This window comes from Komagataeibacter sp. NFXK3 (assembly GCF_054182245.1).
In genome coordinates, this window is record NZ_JAPIVJ010000017.1 from 39,747 (window position 1) to 59,693 (window position 19,947).

The 19,947-nt window shown below is 56.3% G+C and carries 17 protein-coding genes; 12 read left to right on the forward strand and 5 right to left on the reverse strand.

Annotation, left to right across the window (positions count from 1 at the left end; translation table 11 throughout):
* Window positions 1–3: 3 nt before the first annotated feature.
* The 4 genes from exbD (at window position 4) to OQZ28_RS14885 (ending at window position 5,293) form a co-directional block, all read left to right on the forward strand.
* Entirely contained in the window at window positions 4–513 is a 510-nt protein-coding gene (gene exbD, locus OQZ28_RS14870) for a TonB system transport protein ExbD (protein WP_458136567.1), read from the forward strand.
* On the forward strand, window positions 510–1,385 hold the full coding sequence (locus OQZ28_RS14875; protein ID WP_458136568.1) for an energy transducer TonB family protein: 876 nt from the start codon (window positions 510–512) through the stop codon (window positions 1,383–1,385). The genes exbD and OQZ28_RS14875 overlap by 4 nt, the downstream gene beginning before the upstream one ends.
* Window positions 1,386–1,440: 55 nt before the next feature.
* Window positions 1,441–1,959 (forward strand): Fur family transcriptional regulator, encoded by a 519-nt coding sequence (locus OQZ28_RS14880; RefSeq protein WP_458136569.1) that lies wholly within the window; start codon window positions 1,441–1,443, stop codon window positions 1,957–1,959.
* 94 nt (window positions 1,960–2,053) lie between these two features.
* Window positions 2,054–5,293, forward strand: coding sequence for an efflux RND transporter permease subunit (locus OQZ28_RS14885; protein ID WP_458136570.1), 3,240 nt, complete (start codon window positions 2,054–2,056; stop codon window positions 5,291–5,293).
* A gap of 90 nt (window positions 5,294–5,383) precedes the next feature.
* Here the strand turns inward: OQZ28_RS14885 and OQZ28_RS14890 are convergent, their stop codons facing one another.
* On the reverse strand, window positions 5,384–6,760 hold the full coding sequence (locus tag OQZ28_RS14890; RefSeq protein ID WP_458136571.1) for an IS1182-like element ISGdi16 family transposase: 1,377 nt from the start codon (window positions 6,758–6,760) through the stop codon (window positions 5,384–5,386).
* Between the two features lie 137 nt (window positions 6,761–6,897).
* Entirely contained in the window at window positions 6,898–7,479 is a 582-nt protein-coding gene (locus OQZ28_RS14895) for a hypothetical protein (protein WP_458136572.1), read from the reverse strand.
* A gap of 237 nt (window positions 7,480–7,716) precedes the next feature.
* Here OQZ28_RS14895 and OQZ28_RS14900 point away from each other — a divergent pair, with 237 nt between their 5' ends.
* From OQZ28_RS14900 to OQZ28_RS14920, 5 genes are all read left to right on the forward strand, one after another.
* Entirely contained in the window at window positions 7,717–8,547 is an 831-nt protein-coding gene (locus OQZ28_RS14900) for an HNH endonuclease (protein ID WP_458136573.1), read from the forward strand.
* Between the two features lie 739 nt (window positions 8,548–9,286).
* Window positions 9,287–10,654, forward strand: a complete 1,368-nt coding sequence (locus tag OQZ28_RS14905) for a hypothetical protein (RefSeq protein WP_458136574.1) — start codon at window positions 9,287–9,289, stop codon at window positions 10,652–10,654.
* 142 nt (window positions 10,655–10,796) lie between these two features.
* The gene (locus tag OQZ28_RS14910; protein WP_458136575.1) at window positions 10,797–11,240 is read left to right on the forward strand and encodes a tyrosine-type recombinase/integrase; all 444 of its coding nucleotides are present in this window, start codon (window positions 10,797–10,799) and stop codon (window positions 11,238–11,240) included.
* Between the two features lie 203 nt (window positions 11,241–11,443).
* Window positions 11,444–11,782, forward strand: coding sequence for a type II toxin-antitoxin system Phd/YefM family antitoxin (locus OQZ28_RS14915; protein ID WP_458136576.1), 339 nt, complete (start codon window positions 11,444–11,446; stop codon window positions 11,780–11,782).
* Window positions 11,779–12,162, forward strand: a complete 384-nt coding sequence (locus OQZ28_RS14920) for a type II toxin-antitoxin system VapC family toxin (protein ID WP_010510728.1) — start codon at window positions 11,779–11,781, stop codon at window positions 12,160–12,162. The genes OQZ28_RS14915 and OQZ28_RS14920 overlap by 4 nt, the downstream gene beginning before the upstream one ends.
* Window positions 12,163–12,351: 189 nt before the next feature.
* On the opposite strand, the gene OQZ28_RS14925 is transcribed toward OQZ28_RS14920, so the two are convergent.
* Complete coding sequence (locus tag OQZ28_RS14925; RefSeq protein ID WP_458136577.1) at window positions 12,352–13,188, reverse strand: alpha/beta fold hydrolase; 837 nt, start codon at window positions 13,186–13,188, stop codon at window positions 12,352–12,354.
* 98 nt (window positions 13,189–13,286) lie between these two features.
* On the opposite strand from OQZ28_RS14925, the gene OQZ28_RS14930 reads away from it, so the two are divergent.
* Window positions 13,287–13,796, forward strand: a complete 510-nt coding sequence (locus OQZ28_RS14930) for a MerR family transcriptional regulator (RefSeq protein ID WP_458136578.1) — start codon at window positions 13,287–13,289, stop codon at window positions 13,794–13,796.
* Here the strand turns inward: OQZ28_RS14930 and OQZ28_RS14935 are convergent.
* Complete coding sequence (locus OQZ28_RS14935; RefSeq protein WP_458136579.1) at window positions 13,793–14,485, reverse strand: type 1 glutamine amidotransferase domain-containing protein; 693 nt, start codon at window positions 14,483–14,485, stop codon at window positions 13,793–13,795. The two genes, OQZ28_RS14930 and OQZ28_RS14935, sit on opposite strands and share 4 nt — an antisense overlap.
* 150 nt (window positions 14,486–14,635) lie before the next feature.
* Here OQZ28_RS14935 and OQZ28_RS14940 point away from each other — a divergent pair, with 150 nt between their 5' ends.
* The gene (locus tag OQZ28_RS14940; RefSeq protein WP_458136580.1) at window positions 14,636–15,556 is read left to right on the forward strand and encodes an SDR family oxidoreductase; all 921 of its coding nucleotides are present in this window, start codon (window positions 14,636–14,638) and stop codon (window positions 15,554–15,556) included.
* A 250-nt stretch (window positions 15,557–15,806) separates the two neighbouring features.
* Window positions 15,807–16,727, forward strand: coding sequence for a hypothetical protein (locus tag OQZ28_RS14945; protein ID WP_458136581.1), 921 nt, complete (start codon window positions 15,807–15,809; stop codon window positions 16,725–16,727).
* 545 nt (window positions 16,728–17,272) lie between these two features.
* Here the strand turns inward: OQZ28_RS14945 and OQZ28_RS14950 are convergent.
* Window positions 17,273–19,915, reverse strand: coding sequence for an AAA domain-containing protein (locus tag OQZ28_RS14950; RefSeq protein ID WP_458136582.1), 2,643 nt, complete (start codon window positions 19,913–19,915; stop codon window positions 17,273–17,275).
* Window positions 19,916–19,947: the final 32 nt, after the last annotated feature.

Consider the following 19,947-nt stretch of genomic DNA (forward strand, 5'->3'; position numbering starts at 1 on the left):
GGCATGATCCGCATCCGCCATACCGATGAAAACCCGCATGAGGCCAGCGAGATCAATGTCACGCCGTTCATTGACGTGATGCTGGTCCTGCTGGTGATCTTTATGGTCACGGCACCACTGACCACGGTAAACGTGCCGGTGGACCTGCCATCCTCGACCGAAAAGCCGACGCCGCGCCCCGATGATCCGGTGTTCCTGACAGTGAAGGCCGATCACGGCCTGGCGCTGGGAGAAGACGATATCTCCGCCGATGCGCTTCCCGGCGCGCTGGAGAGTGCGACCAAGGGCAACAAGGACGAGCGCATCTTTCTCCGCGCCGACAAGACGGTCGATTACGGCACGCTGATGGGCGTGATGGATAAGCTGCGCACCGCTGGCTATCTCAAGGTCGCGCTAGTCAATCTTCAGGGGCAGGAGGAAGGCAGCGAGACAGGTTCGACGCCTGTGCCTTCTGGTAACGCTGCTGCGCCAGTACCCTCTACGACAGTTCCGGCAGCGGGTGCGACCCCATGAGCGGTGCCGCCGACATGACGCAGGCAGAGGGGAGTGCTGAGGCCAACACGGCCCCGTCCTCCTTCACCGAGTGGCAACGCGGGCAGCTCCGTCTGGCCCGGCGGGACGATGCCATCCGCTGGGGCCTGTCTTTCCTTGCCGTGCTGGCGGTCGGTGGCGGAGCGATCTGGTGGATCATGCGCCTGCCACCGCCCGTGATGGCTGTGCCCGAACCACCACCTGCGGCTATTGCCATCGACATGGCCCCAGAACCGGTCTCGACGCCGACGCCCCCGACTGACCTGCCGCCCGGACCACAGCAGACCCAGTCCATCCCCGATCCGGAGCCAGTCGAGCCACCCAAGATCACCGCACCACCTTCGCCCGCGCCCAATCCGCCGATCCCGGTGCCCAAGCCGGAGAAACCTAAAAAACTGGTGAAGAAGCACAAGCCGGTACCGATGCTCAAAAAGCCGATCCCGGACAAGACGCCACCGGCCGAGGCGACAACCGCGCCGCCGTCCTCAGAAGCGCCCCCGGCGCCCACACAGGCAGCGCCTGCGCCCGGCGCCTCGTCGTCCAAGGCATCGCATGACCCGGTCACCTGGCAGGGCGCGCTGCTGGCACAACTGGAAAAATTCAAGCGTTACCCGTCCGACGCCATGGCCGATCATCAGGAAGGCGTGCCGACCGTGACCTTCTCCATGGACCGCAAGGGGCACGTGCTCTCGGTCACACTCGCCAGCAGTTCCGGTCATGCGCTGCTGGATCAGGAGGCGGTCGCCCTGCCCAAACGCGCCCAGCCTCTCCCGATCCCACCGGATAGTGTCGCGGGGGATCCGATTACCCTGACCGTTCCGGTCGAGTTTTACATCCATGCCGGTGGAAACTGAGATTTTCGCCGTTCTGGTTTTACTCCCTTTCCCTGATCGTGACAGGATCAAACCCATGCTCGCCTTTTCCGAATACCGCCGTTCCTCGCCGTCCCTGAGTGAAATCCGTCCCGGCATGGGCGCCAGCCGCAGCGCCGTGCGCAGGCTGGAAGACCGCTGCGCAGAGGTCGGGATCAAGATGACCGATCTGCGGCGCATCCTGCTGCACGGCATCCTTGAAGCCGGACCACGGACAACGGCGGTGGAAATCTGGAAAACACTGGGAAAGATGATGGAGGATGGGCACGCGCCCTCGCAGGGATCGATCCAGCGTAATCTCAATCTCTTCGTGGAGCGCGCCATCCTGCGCCGGGATGTCACGCCCGACCGGCAGTGGCTCTACAGCGTGGCGCCGGAACGCAAGGCCGCTCTTGCGATTACCTTCGTGGAGGCCGGCACAGGTCGGAAGATCGCCTGCAACGCGCCGGAAGTCGCCACCGTGCTGCGCCGGGTCGCGGCCGAGCACGGTCTGGCGGTGCAGGCCGCCGCCATCACGGTCACACCGTCAGCCGGGCATGATCTGGAGGCCCGCTGACAGAAGCCGGATATTTTTTCGTCTTTTTTTGAAAAAATGCCCGCATCGATCGTCTTTATAGACAGAGCCCTCCCGCAGGGACGGGACATCTTCCTTGAAATTCATCGCCTGGTTCGTCCGTCGCCCGGTGGCGACGCTCCTGCTGCTGCTCTCCGCCGTGCTGTCGGGGCTGATGGTGCTGCCCCTCCTGCCGGTCTCAGACCTGCCCGATGTGGACCTGCCGGTGATATCGGTCTCGGCGTCGAATGCTGGCGGGTCGCCCGAGGTCATGGCCCGCACTGTAGCTGCTCCCCTCGAACGGCATCTGGGCAATATCGCGGGCGTCACGCAGATGGAGTCCACCTCCACGCGGGGACAGACCTCCATCTCGCTGGGGTTTGAGCTGGGGCGTGATCTCAATGGCGCCGCGCGTGACGTAGAAGCAGCCATCCGGGCAGCCCGGCGCGATCTGCCGACCACACCGGGGTCGGATCCGAGCTACCACCGTGCCAATCCCAATGCGACACCGGTGCTGATTCTGGCGGTGACGCCCGGCATGCAGTCCATGGCGAAACTGTATGATCTGGTGAACACAACGCTACGGCCGATGCTGCTGCAGGTGCAGGGCGTCGGGGATGTGACGCTCATGGGCAGTTCCGCGCCCGCCGTGCGGGTGGAGATGAACCCGCTGCTGTTCTTCAAATACGGCATGGGGTTCGAGAACCTGCGCGCCGCCCTCGCTTCGGCCAATGCCCATACGCCAAAAGGCGTGATCGACATGGGGGACCGGCGTTACCAGCTTGCCGTCAACGATCAGGCTGAACATGCCGACGCGTATCGGGATCTGGTCATCGCCTACAAGAACGGACGTCCCATCCGGCTGCGCGATGTCGCCACTGTCACCGACAGCATGCAGGACGTGAATGCCGCCGCCTTCTTTGACGGAAAACCGGCCCTGACCCTGATGGTGCGCGCCCAGCCGGGGGCCAATCTGGTGGGCATCGTTGATGCGGTGAAGGCCCGTCTGCCTCAATTGCGGACACTGATACCGCTGGGAGCGGATATCGCCGTGGCGCGGGATGGTTCGGCGGTGATCCGCTCCTCGCTGCACCATACGCTGGTGACACTGCTGGCGTCCTGTCTGCTGGCTCTGGCCGTGGTGTGGGTGTTCCTGCGCTCGTGGACGGCATCCATCGCAGCCGCGATCATCGTGCCATGCTGCCTGATCGCCAGCCTCGGGCCGATGCATCTGGCGGGGTTCGGGCTGGATAATCTCTCGCTTATGGCGCTGACCGTGGTCACGGGCCTGGTGGTGGATGACGCCATCGTGGTGATCGAGAACATCATCCGCATGCGCGAGCGGGGTCTTCCCATCGACGAGGCCGCCATTGCCGGGGCCAGCGAGGTGGCCTTTACGCTGCTCTCCATCACCGTGTCGGTGCTGGCGGTGTTTCTGCCGATCGGGCTGGCCTCGGGGCTGACAGGGCGACTGTTCCGGGAGTTTGCCGGAACCGTGGGGATCGCCGTGACGGTGTCGCTGGTTCTGTCCTGCGTGGTGACGCCGTGTCTGACAGCGTTGTGCATGCGGTTTGCCGAAAACAGAACAGCCGTTCATCCAGAAGGGAATGCCGCAGATTTTCTGGCCCATGAAAAACACAGCAGCAGTCTGTATCGCCGCACTCTGGAAGTCTGCCTGACCCACCCCGGCAAGACCGCGCTGCTTCTGCCATTGACCCTGCTGGTGGGGGTATTCCTGTTCACCCGTATGCCCAAGGTCGTGTTTCCCCGTCAGGATATCGGCATCGTCTCGGGCGGATCGCGCGGCAGCGGCAGCTCGCTGGCGCAGACCAAGGCCCGGCTGGAACGCTTCAGCAGGGTGTTGCTGGAGGATCCCGCCGTGACGCATGTGATCGCCTATCTGGATACGGGCGAGGGTTCCAGCCACGGCATGGTATTCGCCACCTTGCGCGACCTGTCGACCGGGCGGGCATCGGGAACTGAGGTGGCCGCCAGGGTCATCGCCCGGATGGGCAGGGACATTCACGCCGAATACCATGCCCAGGCGCCAGGCAACATCATGATGCGGGTGGGTTCGAACAGCAGCGGGGTCAGCTATATCCTGCGCAGCGAGGATGACCGGATTCTGGGACCGGCGACACGCAGGCTGGCGAAAGCCCTGCGGCACCATCCGGAGTTCACGGACGTGGACCCGGACGTCGATCCGCCCGGGCAGGGCATCACGCTGGCAATTGACCGCGATACCGCTGCCCGTGTCGGGGTCACGCCACAGGTCATCGGCAACACCCTGTCCGACGCGCTGGGCCAGACCACGGCCTCGGTCGTCTACACGGCACACGGTCAATACAACGTGGTGCTGACCGTGGAAAACCGCTTCCAGCGCGATCCGGAAATCCTGAAACAGTTCTGGATCAGCCCCTCGGGAGGCTCCGCCTCGGGCAGTTCGGCGTCGAACACCATCCGGGTAGTCACGTCGGCCACGGCCAGCACCACAGCCTCGACGAGTGCCACGGCGTTTCGGAACCAGATCGCCAATTCTCTGGCAGGCGGGGCGAATGCTTCCACCGGATCGGCGGTGGCGACCGGGGCGGAGACGCTGGTGCCGCTGTCGGTCGTGGCCCGGATGACACCGAGCCTCGATCCGGTGGCCGTCACCCATATCGGGTACGCCAGTTCCGCCTCGCTGGCGCTGGAACTGGCGCCCGGTGTCAGCCTGTCGCAGGCACAATCCGTCATCGATCAGGAATGGCGGAGCCTGCATCTGCCGGAGACCATCACGGGGGAATTGCAGAGCGATGAAGGGGATGTTGGCAAAAGCACGCATGACAGCGAGATCCTGATCATCGCGGCCATCCTGGCTGTCTGGATCACGCTGGGTATGCTCTATGAAAGCGTGTGGCACCCGCTGACCATCCTCTCCACCATTCCCTCGGCCGGGATCGGGGCGGTGATGGCGCTCGATCTGTTCGGCCTGCCGTTCTCGGGCATGGCGGTGATCGCCATGCTGTTGCTCACCGGAATCTCGCTCAAGAACGCGATCCTGCTGGTGGATTTTGCCATCCATGCCGAGCGCGAACGCGGCCTGATGGCGCGGGACGCCATCCGCGAGGCCTGTCTGCTGCGGCTGCGGCCGATTGTCATGACCACCTTTGCCGCTGCCCTGGGGGTGCTGCCGCTGGTGCTGATGGGCGGCTACGGGATGGAGCTACGCCAGCCGCTCGGCATCGCGCTGATCGGTGGACTGCTCGTCAGCCAAGCCCAGACCATGTTCACTACACCCGCGCTCTATCTGCTGGTGGAGCGGTTCGCACAGTGGGGGAAAGACAGAAGTGTCTGATGGCAACTATGGGGGGATAGTGTTGAAAAACTCATGGTGAAGAGTGAAAGTGTTGCCAAGCTACTTCGACATAAGTGCAGCTTTCTTGCCTCAGGTGGATAAGGCAGGCGCTCCGGGAGGTATCAGTTTCGCCATTTTGCGGAGATTTTGGGCAGCTGCGGCGAGATGGAACTCATCACGGGCGCCGTTTGGTCCTCTGAGCCTCAACCGATCGATCTTCAAAATGCGCTTGAGGTGAGCAAACAGCATTTCGACCTTCTTTCGTTCTCGTCTGGAGATAATATAGGCGTCAGTTAAAGCAATGTCGCGGGCCATATCACGAGCGCCTTCATGAATAGAGCGCAGAACCTTACGATTGGGCTGATTGGGGCAGCATTTTGGTTTGAGAGTGCATACGTCGCACGCCAGTTTCGACGAACGGTATCGAAGTAGGTTGTCGGGAGGGGCATTTGGTTGATCCGAGTTGATCTTGCGCCACTGCTGCTTCAGTTGCTGTCCTCCAGGACAGATGTAAAGATCATGCACGTGGTCATATGTGAAATCTCGACGTTCGAAAGTCCCGTCCTGCCGGGCAGATTTGTCGAAGACCGGAATGTGAGGTTCGATGCCACGCTCATGAACCAGCCACGCAAGATTTTCAGCGGATCCATAAGCTGTATCCGCAGCAAGCCTTTCGGGCCATATTCCAAATGTTTCCTGCGTACGCTCTATCATTCTGTGTTGCGCCGTAACCTCGGCCTGCCGGATGGCTGTCGTGGTTTCTACATCCATGATGACAGCCGATTTAAGGTCAATGAGGTAATTTGTGCAGTAGGCATAATAAGCAAGGCCACCGCTTGCAGCGTTCCAACGTGCCGCAGGATCGACCGGAGAGATATATTTTGGTTGCACGGGCGTAGCAGACCCAAATGCAGCATCGTCCAGCACCGAGAAATACTCCCGCACAGCACGTTGGGCTGCCTCGATCGGCAGTTTATCTGGGCTCGGAACACTGCGCTGCCGATTAGCGTCGGCCTTGATCGTGCTGGCATCGACCGCAAAGCCTTCACCGCCCACCAGTCCCTTGGCGATGCACTGCCGGACGGTCATTTCGAACATTTGGCGAAGCAGATCACTCTCCCGGAAGCGTCCGTGCCGGTTTTTCGAGAATGTCGAATGATCAGGCACAGGGCCGTTGAGACCAAGGCCACAGAACCACCGGTAGGCCAGGTTAAGATGGACTTCTTCACATAGCCGTCGCTCGGATCGAATACCCATCACGTAGCCAACGATTAACATCCTGATGATCAGCTCGGGATCGATTGAAGGCCGCCCCGTGCTGCTGTAAAATGAGCGAAGATGCTCACGCAGGCCATCCAGATCGACAAAGCGATCAATTGAACGCAAAAGGTGGCCAGCTGGCACATGATCTTCAAGACGGAACTCGTAGAACAGTGCCTCCTGTATTTTCGTTCGATCACCCATCATTTGCAGGTTCCTCCTGCGAAGAGTGAATCAGTGCTTCACTCTCAAAGCAAGCGCGACTTTTTCAACACTATCGGGGGAAAGAAGAATGTCTGCTTTCAGCTTTCCCCGCGATCCAAAGAAAACTCTATCATTCACGATTACGTTATTTCTTGTACTAATCCACTACGGAATAGATAATCATCACCCACGACGCTAGGAATAAATTCAATAGAATCATTTAGACTTCCAGCCTTTTGAGCAATTATATTGCCATAAAATTCTGGATCATTTTGCATTAATCCGATAGTTGTTTGAATTGAAGCATCAATAATTTCACCGGATGTGAGAGTAATCCAAGCATGCCCTGAAAATGACGGAATGCTACTCGGCGCATTACTCAATAACGTGTTAGCGGATGAAAGATCGAAAGAATAAATCTTTTTATTGCAGACAATTGCATCTCCAAGCGTAACAAAAGCATCAATGCCAAACGCATGTCTAATTTCATTTGCTAATTGCCAATGAATTCTAATACATTGACCAGCGAGAAGATATACATTATCCTGGCATAATTTTGAAACTGCGTCCCCAATAAACTCCAGGAATTTCTTATCAATGAAGGAATTTCTCGAAATTGTTTTTTTGTATTTACAGCCAATTATATTGTTAGTATTATTTATGGCATTTAAAAAATATCTATTATATTTTATCTGTTTTCTGCAATTTTTATATTTGTTCATAAATAACAACTCTTCATTGTGAATCACTCATGTAATTTATGAGGCGGCGTTGTAAAAGTCCATTAAGTTTTGCAGCGCCCGCTTTTTGCGTAATCTTTGAGCCTCACAAGTCCGCAATGAGGCGACTGCTGCCTGTCTGCTCCTGCATCACTAAGCAGACAGACAGATCAGGGGGGGTAAGCGAAACGGCGGCTTTTTGGATAAAGGTCAGGGCAAAGTTGACGGTCCCAACTTCGGATGGACACCATTCCTTTGGATGGTTGCTCATCTCTGGTATTGAATACGCAATACAGAAACCTGCTTGGACTCGTTATGAAATTAACTCGTTCTGCTCAAAATGTTCTAGATTATCTAGTAAGTATTCTTCCGTCTGTCCGACCAGGACGACCTGAGACGTTCAAAACATACGGTGAAGTTCACCGGGCATTGGGCTTGCCGGGCATACCACACGAATTGGTTAATCAAGGATTGGGAACGCTGGCTGACGCTGTTAGCGAGGCTGGTTTGCCTGGGATCACAGGGCTAGTGGTCACTCAAGACGGCCTCGTGCCCGGAAAGGGCTATTTTTCGTTGTATGGACGGCAGCCAGATGATTTTCAATGGTGGGAAGATGAGATCAAGAAAGTCATTGCATTTGATTGGTCTCCCTACTCACAGACTGCTAAACCAGCGACATCACTCAAACAGCCGCCGAAAACTCCAATTGCGTCCGATGGCAAGAAACCTGAACGAGTGGAAACCACAACATATCGAATTCTTCGTGAGACACTTCTAGCACGACGTGTGAAAGAGCTACACAAATACGCGTGCCAAATATGCGGAGAAACCATCGAACTTGTAGATGGTCGGCGATATGCTGAAGCTCATCATATTCAGCCGCTTGGTTCCCCGCATAATGGGCCAGACGAACTAGGGAATATTATCTGCGTTTGTCCCAATCATCATGCCATGCTTGATTACTTTTCTATCCCACTAAAATATAACGAGATAATAACCCACGCAGATCATGAAATTAACGACGAATATATTTCTTATCACAACAAAGAGCATAAAATTAGGAAGAGGTAAGGAATGGAATCTCAAGAATAATTCTAGTATTGTCTCATGCAAAGAAAATATCTCCATATCTTATCAAGTATTTTTGATAAGAAAATCTGTTTTATAGGAGTGAATGGGCTTCCATTCGGCTGCTCAAAAAGGCCGATCTACCATCGGTGCTGTCAACGTTCATGAAGAGTCCATACAGAACCGAGTATTCATTAAGCTGGCTTTGGCCGCCCTAGCCCAGTTTCGGCGCAACCCGATAGTTCAGTTTCGAATAATAGAGTGTCCGCTATGCGAAAAACCTTCTGCGAAGAACGTACGTCCTGAACGAGGCGTAAGCGGACATGGCTTTGAATAATTAAACGATCAGTTTGGCGAGGGCAGGGGGCTTATTTATTTCAGTGAGAGGGTTAAGCGCATGCAGAAAAAAGTGCATCAAAACAGCCTATTAATCCCGGTTTGTTCTCAACTTGCCAGTGCTGCAATTTGAGAGCTAATCCTGCCCCCGCAACCAGATATCTCCGTCTGATAAGACAAACAAAAAGCCACCCCAAAAGGGTGGCTTTTTTTGTGCCCGAAATCCTCCGCAGGAAACACATAGGAAACAGACGGAAAGGTACCGGGGCGCGATTTTGTCCATTTTCACAAATGCGTGATTTAAGAGCGAGGCACCCTGTCGTCTGTTTCGGGGTATCATTCTAGGCTTGTCGAGTCAGGACAGTCTGCCCTTCTGCTGTCCGCATCAGGAGACGCAGGATTACCCATGGCTGCAGATGAACTCACCGGACTGATCCGATATCTCGGCCAGGAGGACTGGCAGGACCGTTTTGGCGAAGTGCTTGGCGATCACATTGGTCCGGCGCTGGAAGCGGGCGACATCTCCTTCGAGGATCTGGCGGAGATGATCGGCCCTGACGTTGCCATGACGCTGTGGGGCTGCGCTTTCGAAGATTTTCTCGGGCAGGACTGGGACGATGGCCGGAATTTCGTCGACGTTTACCTCAAACGGCGGGGCTGGAAGGAAGGGCCGCGCAACAGCGCCTACATGCGTGCCCTCAAGGCTTCGGTCATGAGCCTGTATGAAGTCTCGGATATCAAACCCGGCCAGAGCCTGATGGCGCGTGACCTGCTGCGGGGTGGGGAACCCGTTCTGGTGTATGAAGGCACGGCTACCCGGACGCTGGAACAGTGGGACCGGATTGCAGCACGTCTTGTGCCGTCCGATGGAAAGACCATTCTGGCAGGTGGGCTGCTCGCCTATTCACGGGGTGCCTGCGAAGATCTGGCTGCGAACCTTTACAGGGCTCTGCGGAAAAGACGGGGCAAGGCCGAGTTTCCAAAAGTCGATACGCAGACGCTGCATGAACTTGCGCCGATGTTCACGCTGACCTGGCTGTTTCGGACACTGGAGGACATGGCCCGGCAGATGGAGGGGCCTGCGCTGTTCAATGGGGACAGAGAGGATTTGGTTTTCCACGAAGTGTGTTTCCGGCTGGCAAAGGGCGTGACACAGAAGACAGTGGCGGACGTGCTTGACGGGGTCATGGCCCTGCGACCGGAAAACCGGTCATTCTGGAACTGGCTGAAAGAGCCGAGTAATCCCGTGGGCAAGGCTGGACGAGATGAAAATGGGCGGTTCCTGCGCACCGAGATGGATGATGGTGCGATCGTGCTGGGCACGCTGGATCTGAAGGGGCGGCAGTTGCGGCTGCAGGTGAACTCGAAAGAGCGTGCCGAACGTGGCCGCGCCATGCTGCAGGCTGGTCTGGGAGATCTCGTGCGCGCTCCGCTCACGCAGATCATGACGCCGGCGCAGGCGATGGAAGACCGGGGGACGCATGGACGTGAGGTCTCGCCAGAACTGCAGATCCCGCCCGAGGAGGAAGCCCGGATTATCGGGCAGATGCTGGAGCGGCACTATCGGCAGGTGCTTGATGAGCCTGTTCCGGCTCTGGGGGATATGACGCCACGTCAGGCCGTCCAGACAGCCTCAGGGCGTAAAAAGGTGGCCATCTGGTTGAAGGATATCGAAAACACTACGGTCCACGCCCAAGGGAGTGGCGGTGCCATGGCTGCCTACGATTTTGGGTGGATATGGCGCGAACTCGGAATCATCAGGCTCAGGAAATAGTCCGCTTACGCCCTCATGTCGGTCATAATAGGAGCCTTGCGAATTTCCGGAAAGCAGACGGTGTGCAATAGTTCTCGTTATCCGTCGATATCCTTTCCAGACTTCTAATTGCTGCATCTGCAGCTGATCAGGAGAAAGTATCATGGAAAAGAAAACGCGTTTTCTATCGCCTACGCTGAAGGCGTCCGTGCCTTGGAATGCAGGAAAAATGGTTGGCGCCAAGCGGGCGCTCAAAGAAAAGCACGTCTGGGCTATTCGGTTCTGGCTGGGGAGCGAACAGCGTATCAGAGACAAGGCTCTGTTTGATCTTGCTCTCGATAGCAAGCTCAGGGGCTGCGATCTTGTCAGCCTTCGTATCGGCGACATCGTTACCAGCGGTCAGGTGCGTCATCGAGCCATGGTCGTCCAGCAGAAAACCCGAAGACCGGTGCAGTTCGAAATTACAGAAACAACGCGGGAAAGTGTGCGAGCGTGGCTGGAACATCGCGGTGGTGGCCTGAATGAGTATGTTTTTCCCAGTCGCTTAAGTGCCAAAGCTCACCTGAGCACAAGGCAATACGCCCGACTTCTGGATCAATGGGTTTAGGCGATAGGACTTATCCTGGGGGAATATGGAACTCATTCGCTCCGCCGGACTAAGGTTGCCATGATTTACAAACGAACCGGCAATATCCGAGCCGTGCAGATCCTGCTGGGTCATTCAAAACTGGATAGTACAGTTCGATACCTTGGGGTGGATGTAGAGGACGCTCTGGCACTGTCGGAAGCCACTGATCTCTGAAATCGAATATGCCTCAGGATTTCTCTACCTCCTCCTTCTGTGTACATGATATGATGACACATAAGGAGGAGACTATGAGCGAGCATCTTTCAGATAACGCACCATCCCCACAGAAAATCGGTGTTCGGGAGTTCCGGGGAAACCTGACAGCTTATCTGCGTCAGGTCAGACAGGGCAGTACGATCCTCGTGACGTCTCATGATGAGGTTGTGGCTGAACTGCGGCCACCAGCTCCTTCCTATCGCCCCCGTCGTCAGCCTGGAGCTCTTCGAGGACGGATCAGAATGAGCGAAGATTTTGATGAGACGCCGCCGGACATTCTTGAAAGCATGGAACGCAACCTGTGAAGGTTCTGCTCGATACGCATGCGTTGCTCTGGTGGCTTTCGGACTCCGACCGGCTGGGTGAGAATGCACGGGAGATCATTGCAGATCCGGTCCACGATATTCTGGTGAGTATCGTGTCATTATGGGAGATTGCGATCAAAATCCGTATCGGAAAACTGGGCGCGGATATGAACGATATTCTGGCAGCCATTCCTGCGGAAGGTTTCTCTCTGCTGCAAATACAACCCGAACACCTGCAGATCCTGATGTCCTTGCCTCTGCATCATCGTGATCCCTTTGATCATCTCCTGATGGCACAGGCACAAGCTGAACACGCCACATTCCTTTCGGAAGACGGACAGATGGATCATTACCCCGTCAAGCGAATACGCTGTTCGTGAAGCAGAAACTGCCGTCAGAATACGTCTTCATGTCAAGACATTCCGTCCCTCAGCGACGTTACCGTAAGTCGACATCGACGGACAGATTTCTGCGCGGCGATATTGCGGGAACTGAACGCACAACAGGGCAGGTGGAGAGGCCAGACGCTACCTGCTGACGCTAAACGTCTCGTCATCATGATGCGATCATCATTCGGTAATGAACGCCAGGATATCTGCATTGATGACGTCTGCATGTGTCGTGTGCATGCCGTGCGGATAACCGGGATAGATTTTCAGCCTGCTGTCCTGAAGCAGTCTGTCCTGAAGGACAGCTGCGTTTCGGTAGGGCACGACCTGATCATCATCGCCCTGCAGCACAAGCACCGGCACTGTGATGGCTTTCAGGTCATCCGTCTGATCCGTTTCGGAGAATGCTTTGATGCCTTCATAGTGCGCCCTGGCGCTGCCCATCATGCCCTGACGCCACCAGTTGCGGATCGTGCCTTCCGAAATTTCTGTTCCCGTGCGGTTGAAGCCGTAGAACGGTCCGCTGGCTACATCCAGGAAGAACTGCGCGCGATTGGCCGCAAGCCCTGCACGCAGTCCGTTCAGGACTGCGATCGGTGCACCGTCAGGGCTGCGGTCCGTCTGAACCATCAGGGGCGGCACGGAGCTGATGAGCACGGCCTTGGCAACCCGTCCCTGGGGCTGACCATATTTCGCGACATAGCGGGCAACCTGGCCCCCGCCGGTCGAATGTCCGACATGGATGGCATTTTGCAGGTCGAGATGTTCGACAACGGCCGATGTATCCGTCGCATAATGATCCATGTCGTGCCCGTCGCTCACCTGTGCCGAACGCCCATGACCGCGACGGTCATGCGCGATCACGCGAAATCCCTTGCTCAGGAAAAACAGCATCTGCGCGTCCCAGTCATCGGCGCTGAGTGGCCAGCCATGATGGAAGACGATCGGCTGGGCATCCTTCGGTCCCCAGTCCTTGTAGAAAATCTCTACGCCATCAGATGTCGTGATGAATGACATGATACGCCTCCTTGCCGATCAATAACGGGATACTGGTCAGAGCCTAACGTTGAAGATAGCTTCAAGGTCAAGCATGCGTTCATGACCGAGGGTAAATCATGAAGATTGGAGAACTGGCACGGCTAAGTGGCCTGACAGCGTCGAGGATCCGGTTCTATGAGCGCATCGGACTGCTGAAAACGGTTGACCGCCGGCCCAACGGATACCGGACCTATCCGCAGCAGGCCGTGATGATCCTGGGTCTCATCACAACGGCGCAGCGGGCCGGGTTTACACTGGATGAAATCCGCACTCTGCTGCCCCCTGACCTGAAACACTGGGACCATGCTACATTGATGGATGCCCTGACACGCAAGATTGCGGATATCGAAGCGCTGCAGGCACGCCTGGCCCAGAGCAGGGCGCATCTGCTCCGTCTTGTTGAAGATATTCAGGCGCGCCCCGATGACATGGACTGTGCGGCCAATGCGCATCGTGTTCTGACGAACATGCTTGCGGAACATCCCGAAGCCCTCGACGTCACGTCGGACGATATCCGCCTTCTGGATGCGACGGACCGCCGTCAGTCAGTCAGCTCTGGCCGCCGTAAAAAGACGGCCTCCCGTTAAGACCTATCCAGAAGCGCCACGACTTTTCTTGCCGTCGCTCTGGCGGAAAAGGGGTTCTGTCCCGTCACCAGCCGTCCATCCGTCACGACATGGGACATGAACGGAAGCAGCGCTTTTTCATAAATCGCGCCTCGTGCCTTCATCTGCGCTTCCGCGTTATAGGGGATTTCGCGTGCGACACCCGCAAGTCTCTCCTCGGTCCATGAAAATCCGGTGATTTTCCGACCGCGGACTAGAAACGAACCATCGGCAAGCCGGGTGTTCAGCAGTCCGCAATATCCATGACAGACAGCGGAGACCACGACGCCCTTTTCCCATAGCGCGCGGGTGATGGCCTGAAGACCCTCATTGTCTGGAAAATCCCACATCACGCCATGGCCGCCGGTGAAGTAGATCGCGTCATAATCGCCCGGATTGATGTCTGCGGGGCAATCTGTTGAAGACAGCAGGGCCATTTTTGCCGGATCGGCCAGCCAGGCCTTGGCAGAGGCATCGCGCATCGGCCATTTCAACGCACGCGGATCAAGCGGAACCCTGCCGCCTTTTGGGCTGACAATGCGTTGTTCATAACCACTGGCGGCAAAGACGTCCCACGCATGCGTCAGTTCCGACAGCCATAATCCGGTCGGCTGCGCGGAATTGGCGAAATGAGCGGTGTTGGTGACAACGTGAAGGATATGACGGTTCATGGCTGGCCCCTCCCATGCGGCAGCGTTTCTGATCACTGCCCTGTAACGTTCAAGCCCGGTTGAAGGTCAATCAGCGGTTTGACATTAAATCTGACTTCAAGGTTAATTGTGTAAGGGCAAACCTACCTGACATCATGGAGGCAGCCTCGCATGCAGACAATACTGGGCGCAAACGGTCAGATCGCCACGGAACTGGCGCGGACATTGCATCAGCATCATACGGGAGAGTTGCGGCTTGTGAGCCGCAATCCCCGCAAGGTAAACGAAGACGATACGCTCATGGCGGCGAACCTGCTGGATGCAGGGCAGACGACACAGGCAGTGAAAGGCAGCCGGATCGTCTACTTTACGGCAGGCCTGCCCCCTGACAGCAAACTCTGGGAAGAACAGTTTCCCGTCATGCTTAGGAATGCCCTGCAGGCGTGCCGTGCGGCGGGAGCCAGCTTTGCCTATTTCGACAATACCTACATGTATCCGCAGAACAGCCAGATCCAGACGGAGGAAACGCGCTTTGCGCCCATTGGCCGGAAAGGACGCGTGCGCGCGGCAATGGCCACCATGGTGCTGCAGGAAATGACACGTGGAGACATTCCCGTGCTCATCGCCCGCGCACCGGAATTCTATGGTCCGGGGAAAACGCAGAGCTTCACCAATGCCCTGATCATTGACAGGCTGAAAGCAGGTAAAAGGCCCTTGGTTCCTGTCCGTGACGACACCCGCCGGACCCTCATCTGGACGCCGGATGCGAGCCGCGCGCTCGCAACGCTGGGCAATGCACCGGGAGCTTTCGGGCAGACCTGGCATCTGCCGTGCTGTGACGAGCGGCCGACCTACAAGACATTTGTTACCATGGCGAGTAGGATTTTCGGACGTCCCCCTTCCTATTCGGTCATTGGAAAATGGCCACTGATCATCGCAGGCATTTTCTCAAAAAAGGTGTGGGAGATCAGGGAATTACTACCCCGTTATGAGCAGGACAATCTTTTTGACTCAAGCAAATTCAAGCGTCATTTCCCTGAGTTTCCCGTGACGACATATGAGGAGGGTCTGGAACTGATCAGGAAGGAATAGAGAGGCGGATACTGCCTCATGCCAGACATCGGCCGCTCCCACGTAGATCCTGATAAAGGACATGATTGTTTCAAAGCCGATCAGCCGGCTTGCGCAGGAAGCGAACCTGTCTCCGCCGGGCTCACTTCTCGAAAGTTTCTGTTCAGACAAAGCGCAGTGCTCGGTTCCCCGAGCCCTGAACTACCAATTTCTGCATGATTGCAAATGTCCGATCTTGGCACGGAACATGCGTCTATGTACAAATTAGGTCATGACCTTTAATCTGAAAAAAGCCCTTAGTCTTCCTAGCGTTCATCACTCTATCGCCAGACGCGACGAGGTAATAAACCGCTTCCAACCGCTCTTCCGTGACCCATCTAGCCTCACAGCGCAAGACTATCACGATTTTCTTAGTATTAAGCACAATCACCATTGGTCGGGATTGGAACGCCTTGGCCGCTCTGCGGCAGATGACATCGATAACCTTCGTGCGGCAATATCCATCCTTGTAGATGAAACTAAACCGCTTTCAGAAAGGTTCGACACGGCCTTATCGATGATTCATGGTGTCGGTCCGGCTACGCTCTCGCCGATGTTGCTGCTTGCATACCCTGATCGTTATGGCGTTTGGAATGGAACCAGCGAACCAGAAATGCGTGATCGCGCTATTTGGCCGACCTTCCCGCATGGGTCATCACCTGGAAACAAATACGAGATTATCAATTCGGTACTGATCGAGCTCTCTAAAGAACTCGGGGTTGATCTATGGACGCTGGATGCTCTTTGGTGGGTCAGCAAATTAGAACGCCAGAATAATGGTGAGGTCAAGGACGCGAGATTCAAAGCAGTCTGGAGCATGGCGAACCAAGCCGAGCAAACAGCAAAGCAATCGTATGGTCAGACTGTTGAGCGTACAATCAAGGACAAAGACCTCAGGTTATCAAAAGAAGCCCTCATTTCTCATCTGAACGCGCTGCTAGACAAAACCGGAAATTGTTGCGCAATCACTGGTCTCACTTTGCAGTTCGAAGGTTCGGACGAGCAGTTGCAGCCCTCTCTGGATCGAATTGACAGCAATGGTCACTATGAGGCTGGCAATCTACAAGTGGTGGCCCGTTTCATCAACTTTTGGAAGAGTGACACCAAGGATGCCGAGTTCCGACGACTAATTGGCATCGTACGGGGCGAATAGCTCCAAAGTTAGTGTCGAACGCATACGTTCCTGCCTGCGGCGATAGCCACTGGTTTTGGTTGACTTGTAAAAAAACCGACATTAGCGCGATCATAGCAAAATTGCGCTTCCTTCGCTTCGTGGTCGTCCCCTGCTTCCGTGATTAAGGTCTGCTTCACTGGACAGTTACATCGAGACGATGGTCAAGTTTGGGCTGGTAGCCCCCCAAGCGTCTCTCACGCAAATGTCAGCTTCCTGATTATTCCTCCTCGACAGCCGACCTTCTGCTCTCCCCCCCCCGACTGGCTGATACGATCTCTACGGAGAAGCTGGCAAGCAACTGTGCTGACATGGCCAATCGGTAGGGTGGACCGAACGGCTAGATCATGTCCGTAGTCGCTCTCAAATTAAATACGAATGTGCGACATCCGAACGCTTACGAATTTCTTATCCACGACCACCTTGTATTCGTGGACGAGCGCTTACCGAACACAAAACTGAATAACGCTGAAATTTATCATCGAAAAACGGCATCATGACTGCTGGCATTACTCCGGGAAGATCTGTCAGTCTTTCCCCTGACTGACAAAGGCCGCCATTATTCCATGCCCTATTTCGGACGGGGGCTTGCTCTCTTTCAGAAGAAGGTTGAGCTCATCAATGGCTTCTCGGGCGGCTTTATGGGCATCCTCCCCGGTCAGCACCCATGACGTATCCAGGTTGGCGCCCTCAGGTTTGTCGCGCATGACGCTCAGCCAGTTGAAGGACCCTTCTGCAATGAAGCTCTGCGTCATCAGCGTCTTCGAATGCAGGAGCTTGATGTCGTGCAGCCTTGCTCCCGTCTCCTCGAGTGCTTTTCTGCACGCAGGTGATGTTCCGTTGGAATAACCGGGAGCGTTGGGAACGCGCGTCACGATATTGACCACGGCCCCTCTGCCAACGGCCTCGCGGATGCTGTCCTGGAGTTCAGGTGCGTTGACACCGGACAGGGATAGGAAGGGGGAGACAATGACAATTTCCTCGCCGTCTTTCAGGTCCGCGAGGGCTTTATCCAGTTGCGCGTGGTGCTCGCTTACGGATGACAGCCTCTTGCCACGGAGGATGAGAGACGTATCTGCCGCCCAGTTGCCAGTCACATCCCCGAGTTCATAGCCCTTGGAAAACAGGGCTCTCCCCAGAATTCCCAGGGCCGACGCAGGATTCCGCTCGAAGATTTCCATCGTGCCAATGACGACGAACGAATGGACGGCTCGTGAGATGGCGACGTTGAGAAGACTGCGCTTGCCATCCAAGAATCCCGTGCTCGCCTTGCGGTCGCATGTTGGCGAGAAGATGATGATGTCCCGTTCCGCGCCCTGCATGGCGTTGACCGTGCCGACCTTGATTTTCGAGATGTTCTTGTCCGTATGGGCCGTGCTGAACTTGCGTAAGGCCCGCCGGATGGCGTCTCTCTGCGGTCCATAGGGGGCAATCACCGCGACAATCTCGTTCACCGGCTTGTCGTAGAAGTCCTTCCATTCATCCGCTTTACTGACAATCCACCGCGCGATGGCCTCCGCTTCACGGGGATTGCGCTGACTGCGCCCCAGACGCTCCGACGTTCCATTGACATTGGCCCAAGCAAGAGGCGGCAGAGGAGGTTCCCTGTCCGGTTCTGCGGTCATGGGTTTCAGGCGGCCGTTATAAACGAGTTCGTTGCAGATCTCGATGATGTCCCGTCGGCAACGGCGGTGCTCGGTCAGGAAGATGCCGGGAACAGGGCTGTCCGGTGAGGAGTGACTGGTGCCCGTCTGGACCACGCGCATCACGGAGCCCATGATGTTATTGTTTCCCGGGGCGGCCGTGACGACGCGGGGATCAACCGGTCCGTCGTCATCCCAGAAGTATTCCTGAACGCCGGCCTTTCGGGCATTGCCAGTATCCGTTGCATGGGAACTGGTGACGACCGGCTCAATCTGGAAGACATCCCCGACCACAACGGCTTTCTTTGAGAAGGCCATGGCCGGGACCATTTGGTAGGGGGCTATCTGTCCGGCTTCGTCAACAATGAGCAGGTCGAAAAAGCCTGCCATGAAACGTTCGACGAATTTGCCCTTTTCCATCATCGTGCATTTGGGAAACTTCGGAAGGCTGGCTGCCGTCACGATGAAGAGCGGTGTCAGCATCGCCCATCGACGATACATGGCCTCCATGGCTCTGCCGCCAACCTTGAACGGATAGACCTTGTTGTCGTTCTGCTCGAGCGCATCCTGAAGAGCCTGAACTTCAAGGACCCACCGACCTTCCCAGTAGCGCAAAGCATACTGGAACAGAGCGTAGCGTATTGTCCGGTCCAGGAAATCCTCGATGACATCTAGCCTTCCTGTCCAGTTGCTCTGGCGCCAGGGAAGTTTTTCTTCCGGCATGTCGAACATCGCGGCCCAGTCGGACGGTGCCAGAACCGTTTCAATGGCCGTGCAGCAATCCTGAAGTTGCTGGAGTATCTGATGCTTGAGGGTGACGAGCTTTTCAAGCTCGCGACCGGCCAGAACATAGGAGCCTCCCACATAGTGATCGTACTCTGCTCGGGCGGTCTTGCTCACCAGGTCGGCAGCGGCAACCTCGCGTTCCAACTTCTGGACCAGGGTATCTCGAGCCTGACGCGTCTCTTCCCGGGATTCCCGGACTGTTGCGAGCTCCCTCTCGGCTGATGCCGTCATCTCATTGATGGCATTCATCCATTCGAGCTTGGACTTGACCTGAGCCTGCATGAGTGACCGAAAGAAGCTGCCCTGTCTACCCTCGGCGACAAGCCTTTCAACATTCGCCCAGTTGCGTCCACTCATCAGGTTCGAAAAGAAACCGCCCTCCGGCAATGCAGCAATGAGCGCGACGGCATGTGCTCCTACCTCTTCGACTTTCTGCCCGGCAGCATGCACGGCATCATCACGCTGCTTCAGGAGGTCCCGGGTCTTCCGGTTCTCCTCATTGATCCTGGCGCGCGGAACGGCGGCAGCGGCCTCTTTTTCCTTGAGGTCGGATTTGAGAGCGTCTTCCCTTGGCCTGCGCTCCTGAAGAAGGGCTTCCCGCTGGGCGATGGCCTTTGTGATGTCGGGATATGTTCCATAGCCCGAGGCTGTTAAGCGGCATGGAAAAGTGACCCCTTCGGAAGGGGGACAGGCAGCCAAAAACGACCCCTTTCTGAGAAACGGGTTCACGATGGCCTTCATGCTGAATGGAGGCCCGGTTTGGGATGCTTGTT

Coding starts and splice junctions, on each gene's coding strand:
- exbD (WP_458136567.1), top strand. CDS start 4: ATGATCCGCATCCGCCATACCGATGAAAACCCGCATGAGGCCAGCGAG.
- OQZ28_RS14875 (WP_458136568.1), top strand. CDS start 510: ATGAGCGGTGCCGCCGACATGACGCAGGCAGAGGGGAGTGCTGAGGCC.
- OQZ28_RS14880 (WP_458136569.1), top strand. CDS start 1,441: ATGCTCGCCTTTTCCGAATACCGCCGTTCCTCGCCGTCCCTGAGTGAA.
- OQZ28_RS14890 (WP_458136571.1), bottom strand. CDS start 6,760: ATGATGGGTGATCGAACGAAAATACAGGAGGCACTGTTCTACGAGTTC.
- OQZ28_RS14895 (WP_458136572.1), bottom strand. CDS start 7,479: ATGAACAAATATAAAAATTGCAGAAAACAGATAAAATATAATAGATAT.
- OQZ28_RS14900 (WP_458136573.1), top strand. CDS start 7,717: ATGGACACCATTCCTTTGGATGGTTGCTCATCTCTGGTATTGAATACG.
- OQZ28_RS14905 (WP_458136574.1), top strand. CDS start 9,287: ATGGCTGCAGATGAACTCACCGGACTGATCCGATATCTCGGCCAGGAG.
- OQZ28_RS14910 (WP_458136575.1), top strand. CDS start 10,797: ATGGAAAAGAAAACGCGTTTTCTATCGCCTACGCTGAAGGCGTCCGTG.
- OQZ28_RS14915 (WP_458136576.1), top strand. CDS start 11,444: ATGCCTCAGGATTTCTCTACCTCCTCCTTCTGTGTACATGATATGATG.
- OQZ28_RS14925 (WP_458136577.1), bottom strand. CDS start 13,188: ATGTCATTCATCACGACATCTGATGGCGTAGAGATTTTCTACAAGGAC.
- OQZ28_RS14930 (WP_458136578.1), top strand. CDS start 13,287: ATGAAGATTGGAGAACTGGCACGGCTAAGTGGCCTGACAGCGTCGAGG.
- OQZ28_RS14935 (WP_458136579.1), bottom strand. CDS start 14,485: ATGAACCGTCATATCCTTCACGTTGTCACCAACACCGCTCATTTCGCC.
- OQZ28_RS14940 (WP_458136580.1), top strand. CDS start 14,636: ATGCAGACAATACTGGGCGCAAACGGTCAGATCGCCACGGAACTGGCG.
- OQZ28_RS14945 (WP_458136581.1), top strand. CDS start 15,807: ATGACCTTTAATCTGAAAAAAGCCCTTAGTCTTCCTAGCGTTCATCAC.
- OQZ28_RS14950 (WP_458136582.1), bottom strand. CDS start 19,915: ATGAAGGCCATCGTGAACCCGTTTCTCAGAAAGGGGTCGTTTTTGGCT.